4 protein-coding genes and 2 pseudogenes are annotated in these 6,751 nt (G+C 43.9%); 3 read left to right on the top strand and 3 right to left on the bottom strand.

The annotated features are described in order from the left end of the window. Positions 1-113: 113 nt before the first annotated feature. Positions 114-221: a hypothetical protein gene (locus tag Q0Z70_RS13565; protein WP_366807227.1), complete on the bottom strand. Its 108-nt coding sequence runs from the start codon at positions 219-221 to the stop codon at positions 114-116. A 593-nt stretch (positions 222-814) separates the two neighbouring features. Here Q0Z70_RS13565 and Q0Z70_RS08685 point away from each other — a divergent pair. Further along, positions 815-2,638, top strand: a complete 1,824-nt coding sequence (locus Q0Z70_RS08685; RefSeq protein ID WP_298073698.1) for a fimbrillin family protein — start codon at positions 815-817, stop codon at positions 2,636-2,638. Between the two features lie 552 nt (positions 2,639-3,190). Here Q0Z70_RS08685 and Q0Z70_RS08680 read toward each other — a convergent pair. Together Q0Z70_RS08680 and Q0Z70_RS08675 are read right to left on the bottom strand one after the other, a co-directional pair. Beyond that, positions 3,191-3,394 (bottom strand): annotated as a pseudogene (locus tag Q0Z70_RS08680) (IS256 family transposase); the annotation flags it as partial. A gap of 426 nt (positions 3,395-3,820) precedes the next feature. Beyond that, positions 3,821-4,435: a YdeI/OmpD-associated family protein gene (locus Q0Z70_RS08675; protein ID WP_298073697.1), complete on the bottom strand. Its 615-nt coding sequence runs from the start codon at positions 4,433-4,435 to the stop codon at positions 3,821-3,823. A gap of 87 nt (positions 4,436-4,522) precedes the next feature. Here Q0Z70_RS08675 and Q0Z70_RS08670 point away from each other — a divergent pair. Further along, positions 4,523-4,745: pseudogene (locus Q0Z70_RS08670) on the top strand (IS982 family transposase); the annotation flags it as partial. Between the two features lie 1,040 nt (positions 4,746-5,785). Then, positions 5,786-6,739 carry a methylenetetrahydrofolate reductase [NAD(P)H] gene (gene metF, locus Q0Z70_RS08665; RefSeq protein WP_298073696.1) on the top strand — a complete coding sequence of 318 codons (954 nt, stop codon included), beginning with the start codon at positions 5,786-5,788 and terminating at the stop codon, positions 6,737-6,739. The last annotated feature ends 12 nt before the right edge of the window (positions 6,740-6,751 follow it).

The raw sequence follows: 6,751 nt of genomic DNA, 5'->3' as shown, positions 1-6,751 counted from the left end.
ACTTTATCCTTGGAAATCATTGTGTTGATTTTGTAACTTATTGTTTGTCAGACTTAAATGTACAAAATAATTCAGTGATTACCAACCTTTAAGGGAATTTCCTTATCCCGAACTCACGTATGTTTATAACATACGGAGGCTATTGCTCTCTCCAAATCCAGTTCCCTACAATAATCAGAATAATCAGCACGTCTTTCAAATTCCAGCATTAAACTGCCAATGGTTTGGAACGGCTACTTCAGGGCAAATATCCTGAGTTTCCGGCTAAGGCCGTTATCAGACTCTTGTTCCATTACAGACATACTGTCCGTTCCATTACTACGGACAACGGGGTCTGAATTCTGCTGCCACCATTTGATTTCAAAGGCTTTGGCACAAAGAGGCAAACAGGCAGGCAATCTTGTGTTTATTGCCGATTCATACTCTTCATGGCAGAAGGGAGCTATAGAGAACGTAGACAAGCTTATCCTACAGTATATCTCCAAAGAAACTGACTTCTCGAACTTGTCGGATGCGTTCATTCGCAAAATTCAGCATAAAATCAATCACAGGCCACGCAAAAAACTCAGTTTCAGCTCTCCTAAAAATGTTTTCTTCCGACAAATTGCTAATTTTGCACTTGCCAGTTGAGAGTAGAATGAAAAAAACTGCATTTTTATTTTTTTAATACTATTATTTCTTTACCTTTGTCGACGTAAACCTTATTATAGAATATACCATGAAAAAACATTCTATTTTTATATGCATTGATAGTTTAATAGGTGGAATTTTATTACTCTTTTTATCCTGCGGTCAGGATGAAAATCTATCTGACATGCAAGCAAACAGAATCCCCATCACTTTCTCAGGCACTATAAATGGACAATTACACACAAAAGTGACCGCAACCTCCTTCGAAGCAAAGGATAGCATCGGCTTGTTCGCCACCCTGACGTCCAATTCTCTTGAAGGGAAAAGATACATAGACAACCTACGGCTGACATACAACGGCAATAAGAACTCTTTTACTCCCGCACGAACAGTTTATTATCCCGAAGGAAAAGCCGCATTAGACTTTATAGGCTATCACCCCTATCAAAGCAAAGGACTGGAAGAGGGAAACACGGCTTTATCTGTCAGCATCCATTCAGACCAAAGCACGCACGGGAATTTTTCGGCAAGCGATTTTCTGACAGCCAAAAAACAACATGTCGAAAGCAGCGACAACGATGTGGTGCTGAATTTCATACATAGATTTGCCAAACTAAAATTCACTTTGATCCCCGGTGAAGGGGAGGATGCAGCAAGTATATTGGAAGATGACCCACGGATCATTGTCACCAATATTTACTCTCAAGCCAACTTTAACTTGATAAATGAAGAAATCACAAATCTACAAAAGCCTACAGAGATCTTCCCTTACGGTTCGTGGAGTAACAACGGAGAAAAACTGACCGGAAAAGAAATGATCATCATCCCGCAAAGTTTGACACAAACGAATAACAGCATCATCATAGAATGGAATGGGAGAATATACACCTGCCAAATGCCTGAACAATTGATGAGGACAGGTACGCAGTGTGAAATTTCCATCACCGCTACACAAAAAGGAGGAGAAATTCTGAACGGCGTTGCAGGCATCGTGAGCGACTGGGCTACCGTCGAAGGAAAAACGACAGACAATAATCAGGAAAACGTGGCCATCCACACTGCGGCATTCTCTTTTCGGCAATCTGACATATACCGCATTTACCACGAAGGAAAAGCAATGGTAGACATCTGCAAAGAATACCTAATTTCCAATGAGCTGACATCCACAGCCATTGTCGCTTATCCGATATTGACAGAAACGGAAAGTCCCGACCTGAAAAAGGGAACCGTCTTGAAGTTGCTCGACACATCGGATGCCATTTGTGGAGGTACAATTATCTGGGATGCAGAAACAAATCACTTCACCTACGAAGAAGGGGATAAAACGGCCGTAAACAAATTTTATGTAGAAGAAAGCGGGACACTCAACCTGACCTCCGGCGATCATGCCATTAGCTGCGATATTGCAAGCCTGACCATAAAAGATACCCGTGACGCACAGACGGAAATCTATCCTATTGTCAAAATAGGAACACAATATTGGATGAAGGAAGATTTACGGGCAGACTGCTACAATGATGGGACACCACTGAAAAAGTTGGATGACCTCGGCGGAGGAGTTGGGTATTTCAAGCCGGAAAAGCTGGAATATTATTTCTACAATGGTGAAACAGTTTTAGCCGGTGAATTAAGTCCCGAAAAATGGAGCATTCCAAGTGACAAAGACTGGGAAGACCTAAAGAACTACATAGGTAATGACGCCTCGCTACTGAAAGCGGGGACTTGGTCGCTTGAAACGGACAATGCAGGGCATGAACAACAAGGAAACGTAGCTCCTGTCAACAATCTGACTGGGTTCAGCGTCTATCCACGTGGCTCTTGGCTAAACGGTAAGCACAATAATAACGGGCGCTTGAATGGATACTGGGCGTTGAAAGAAGGCAGTACAGAAATTGCTGACAAAATGATATTCTTCACCGGAGGTAGCAACAACTTTTACCTGTCCGACCCTATCGTGAAGGAAAAAGACTATTACAAAGCCGCATCCATCCGTTGTATCTTGAAATGATTGAATCAAACGTCCGCCCTTCACCCCGTCTGTACGGATCCGAGAGAGCGGGTGTTTTTTCAATGCTTGTTAGTGCAGGGTTACCTAATGCCCGGTATAAATCCGATGGGGTCAGGATGGTGACTGTAATTGCAATTCGTAAGTGCGGGATATTAGGGTGGATATTATGATACGTTTTCAATAAATAACGTGAGTTCGACGAATTGTAAGTTCTTATGGATTTGGTGATTAGCAAAAATTTGTTGTACCTTTATAGTATTCTATTACAAAGAATTACCAGCAACAATCGCTATGCACACCGAGAACAAAGTTACGGAATTATTCTGTATACACTACGACTTCTGCAAGTTTTTTGATACCATGAAGGACAAATACAAGCTGAAATCCGACAAGAAACGCCATTATCACCGCGATTTAACCCTGTCAAATCTTCAAGCAATGAGTGTGGAGAACTCTTGAATTTCATGATTACTCCCGGTGATGTGGATGACTGTACCCCCCCCCTGAATGCAAGTCCTTTGCGGAGTTCATCTACGGGGATGTCTGGACTTATTTCTGCATCTTACCATTGCGACGATTGCCACTCAAACGTTTTTCATCATTAAGATGAGCATCCATTTCACCTTCCAAAACTACATTCAATATACTTTCCAATAGGGGTGCAAAAGCACCGTCTTTACCTAACAAAGGCTTGCCTGATTTTAACTATTCAATAGTCTTGTTCTTGATACTTTCAAAATCAAATTCTTCTTTCATAGAAAAACTGTGTTAGCAAAGTTAATATTTTATTTACTCTTCGCTGACACAGTTTAATCTACATCCTCCCTCTTTTTTTACTCACTTTAGTTCTCCGCTATTTCCCATTATTAGCTTTCAATTCTTCTATCCTTTTCTGAGCTGCTGGGAAATTGTCCAGTAATGCTTCTGCATTTTTGATGAATATAGTACTATTTGAGTATCGTTCAAGTTTGAGATACCAGCTTGCCTTTCCCTTTGATACATAAGTACGTCGTAAGAATTAATTTATACTAAGCCGCATGGGCAAAATTGATATTGAGTTCAGATCCAAGAGCGGCCAAAGCTCGATTGGTTGCGTAAAGCAAGGCGTCTGTGGCTACTTTATGGGATAAAACTTCCGGCCGAAATCGTTGTGGTAAATCATCAGGCGGCTCATGCCGCCGTCTACGGTGATGTTCTCGCCGTTGACGAACGAGTTGCGCTTTTCGGCGGGGTTAGTCTCCCGTTATCATTCCATTCTCCATAGAGCAAACCTTTCCGGGTGTTTTCTATGAATTTGTTTAAGCGGCTTTCAAAAAGTTTTGGTTGGCATCGTGTTATTTGAATGGTATCTATTCTTACGCGTTTATATAAATCCGGAAACTGGCAGAAGTTGTACCATACTATCGGGTCGGATTTTAATTTCTGCAAAATATCCTTGTCTATGCTAAAGCTTTGAGGTGACATGTCCGGCAGAACAGCTTTTCCTGCATCGGTCATCAGTCCAAGACGTTCCATTCTGCGACATCTTTCTTTATTGAGTTCTGACCAATTGCTTCGGGGAGTTCTGGGAGAAAGTCGCTGAGCTGTTATGTTCTCAGATATCTTCTTGGTTGTGCTGTCTATCCAACCAAAGCATAAAGCTTCTTCTACAGCATCAATATACCAAAAGATCTCATCATCTGTAGGTCTTCCGCGTTTCACCACTACCCAACATTCCGTTTCCTTTTTATGGTTTTGCATGAGCCATTCACGTAGCTCCGTTCTCGATTTTACTTGTAGCAGATTACGTATTTCCATTATCTTTAACCCGTTGTCAAATAGGAGCATAGCGATAAAAGTATTAAATTTATAGTGTCAAGTTATCACATTTAAACGATTATCACTATGTTTTCAACGTCTAAAGTTACAGAGATTTATTGTATGGCGGATGATTTTTGCAAGGAATTTGCATTACAATAAGAAAAATATATGGTTGAAGGCAAGGAACGGAACATCGTAACAAGCCCAGCCGCATGGGTGATGCTGAGATAATAATTATTCTCATCCTGTTCCATTCCGGTGGTTTCCGTTGCTTCAAGATTATTATAAGGGGTATGTCTGTCAACATTACGCCTAAGACTAACCATTTTTCAGCATTCCTGCCCGTGAAAAAGCCGGCAGGCGCATGCCAACGACGTGCTTTCATGCCTGCTGACGCTGCACTTCCTGACATCCTGACAAAGCACTGCATGACACCCTGACGAAGTGCTTCGTTACATCCCCATGAAGCACTGCATGGGAACCTGTGAAAAGGCGGCCCGGTTCGCTCCCGAAACTGTCCCGCTTTTACCCGGAATATCTGTGTTTTCCTTCAAAAGATACGACCTTTTGCATCCTGACTATGGACATGTTTCCGCTGAAGCAGGCGGTCAGGTAGGCAAAGCTGCAAGAAAAAAGTTTTCCGTTTTCCGCCTTCACGGTTTCACGGGCAGGCAAACGCCTGTCAACGAGCGAGATAGTGTGAAAGATGGGGTGAAGGCGTGAAAGTTCTTTCACAGAGAATGAGAGTACCGTAGAACATTTGTGTGCGATGCCCCGAACGGCCTGTTTCCTGCTTTCACCGCAACCCGCTTACAATCAGACTATTCCGGTGAAACTTCACCGGGGCACATCCCCTGTTTCCGGTGAAAGGTATAAAAGACGCTAAAGGAAGTCCCGGACGCCCCGCCCGACTAATGTCGAACTTTGAGGAAGCGAATGTCATTATGTGGCATAGAAAATCAGTAAGGCGCTTCCCTATTTTCCTATTGAATGCCTGTAATAAACCGCAGTAACAGATGGATATCTAAACAAATCACCTCTTCCCTTCTGTACAGGCCTTAGGGTGACGGATGTTTCATTCATTGTTTTTGTAGCCATATGCAGCTCGGTAGCTTCTTTGTGGGCCTGTGGCGACTTGGCCGCATAGCGTCTGTACCTCCATGTTCCGATTGTTGACATAGATTGTCATGGAAGGGAAAAATCGTTGGTGTCAAATTTTGAATGAGGCGGCATTGAAGAAATAAAGAAATCAAGAAAAAGCCCTATTGTTTGTTAGTTTTTTCTTACTTTTGTCCCAATATGCGCTTATGGGCGCGTTGCAGAATAACTAAACAAACGGCATAGCCAATGAAAGTAGTAGATTTGATAAACAGCAACCAGCATACGGCCTTCTCCTTTGAGGTGCTTCCGCCTTTGAAGGGAACAGGCATTGAGAAGCTGTACGCCACCATAGACCTCCTGCGCGAGTTCGATCCCAAATACATCAACATCACCACCCATCGGAGCGAGTATGTCTATCAGGAACTGGGCAACGGACTCTACCAGCGGAAACGTCTGAGACGCAGACCGGGTACGGTAGCTGTGGCGGCAGCCATACAGAACAAATACGGACTGACTACCGTTCCCCACCTGTTGTGCAGTGGTTTTACACGCGAGGATACGGAGTACGTCCTGCTGGATCTTCAGTTTTTGGGTATCACCGACTTGCTGGTGCTTCGCGGTGACAAGGCGAAGCATGAGGTGTGCTTTGTGCCCGAAGAAGGAGGCTTTTCACATGCCATCGAGCTGGAAGAGCAAATCAACCGTTTCAACCAGGGGATTTTCGAAGATGGAAGTCCGATGACCGTGACGCGAACGCCCTTCAGCTACGGCGTAGCCTGCTATCCCGAGAAACATGAAGAGGCTCCCAACTTGGAAAGCGACCTGATGTGGCTGAAACAGAAAGTGGATGCCGGAGCACAATATGCCGTGACGCAGTTGTTCTATGACAACAGCCGCTACTTTGACTTTGTGAAGCGTGCCCGCGAGGCCGGCATCAAGGTGCCCATCATACCAGGCATCAAGCCCTTAAAGCGAACTGCCCAACTGAGCATCATCCCCAAAACATTCAAAGTGGACATCCCGCAGGAACTGGCCGAGGAAGTGGAGCGCTGCAAGAACGACGAAGAGGTGAAGCAGGTGGGCATCGAATGGTGTGTGGCGCAGTGCCGCGAGCTAATGGCTCATGGCGTACCGAGTCTTCACTTCTATTCCGTGGCGGCTGAAGACAGCATACGTGAAGTGGCGAAACAGATTTTTTGAATTGGAGATTGA

This window comes from uncultured Bacteroides sp. (genome assembly GCF_947632445.1).
Taxonomy (GTDB): Bacteria; Bacteroidota; Bacteroidia; order Bacteroidales; family Bacteroidaceae; genus Bacteroides.
This window is presented reverse-complemented; position numbering and strand designations above follow the sequence as displayed.

Coding starts and splice junctions, on each gene's coding strand:
- Q0Z70_RS08685 (WP_298073698.1), top strand. CDS start 815: ATGCAAGCAAACAGAATCCCCATCACTTTCTCAGGCACTATAAATGGA.
- Q0Z70_RS08675 (WP_298073697.1), bottom strand. CDS start 4,435: ATGGAAATACGTAATCTGCTACAAGTAAAATCGAGAACGGAGCTACGT.
- metF (WP_298073696.1), top strand. CDS start 5,786: ATGAAAGTAGTAGATTTGATAAACAGCAACCAGCATACGGCCTTCTCC.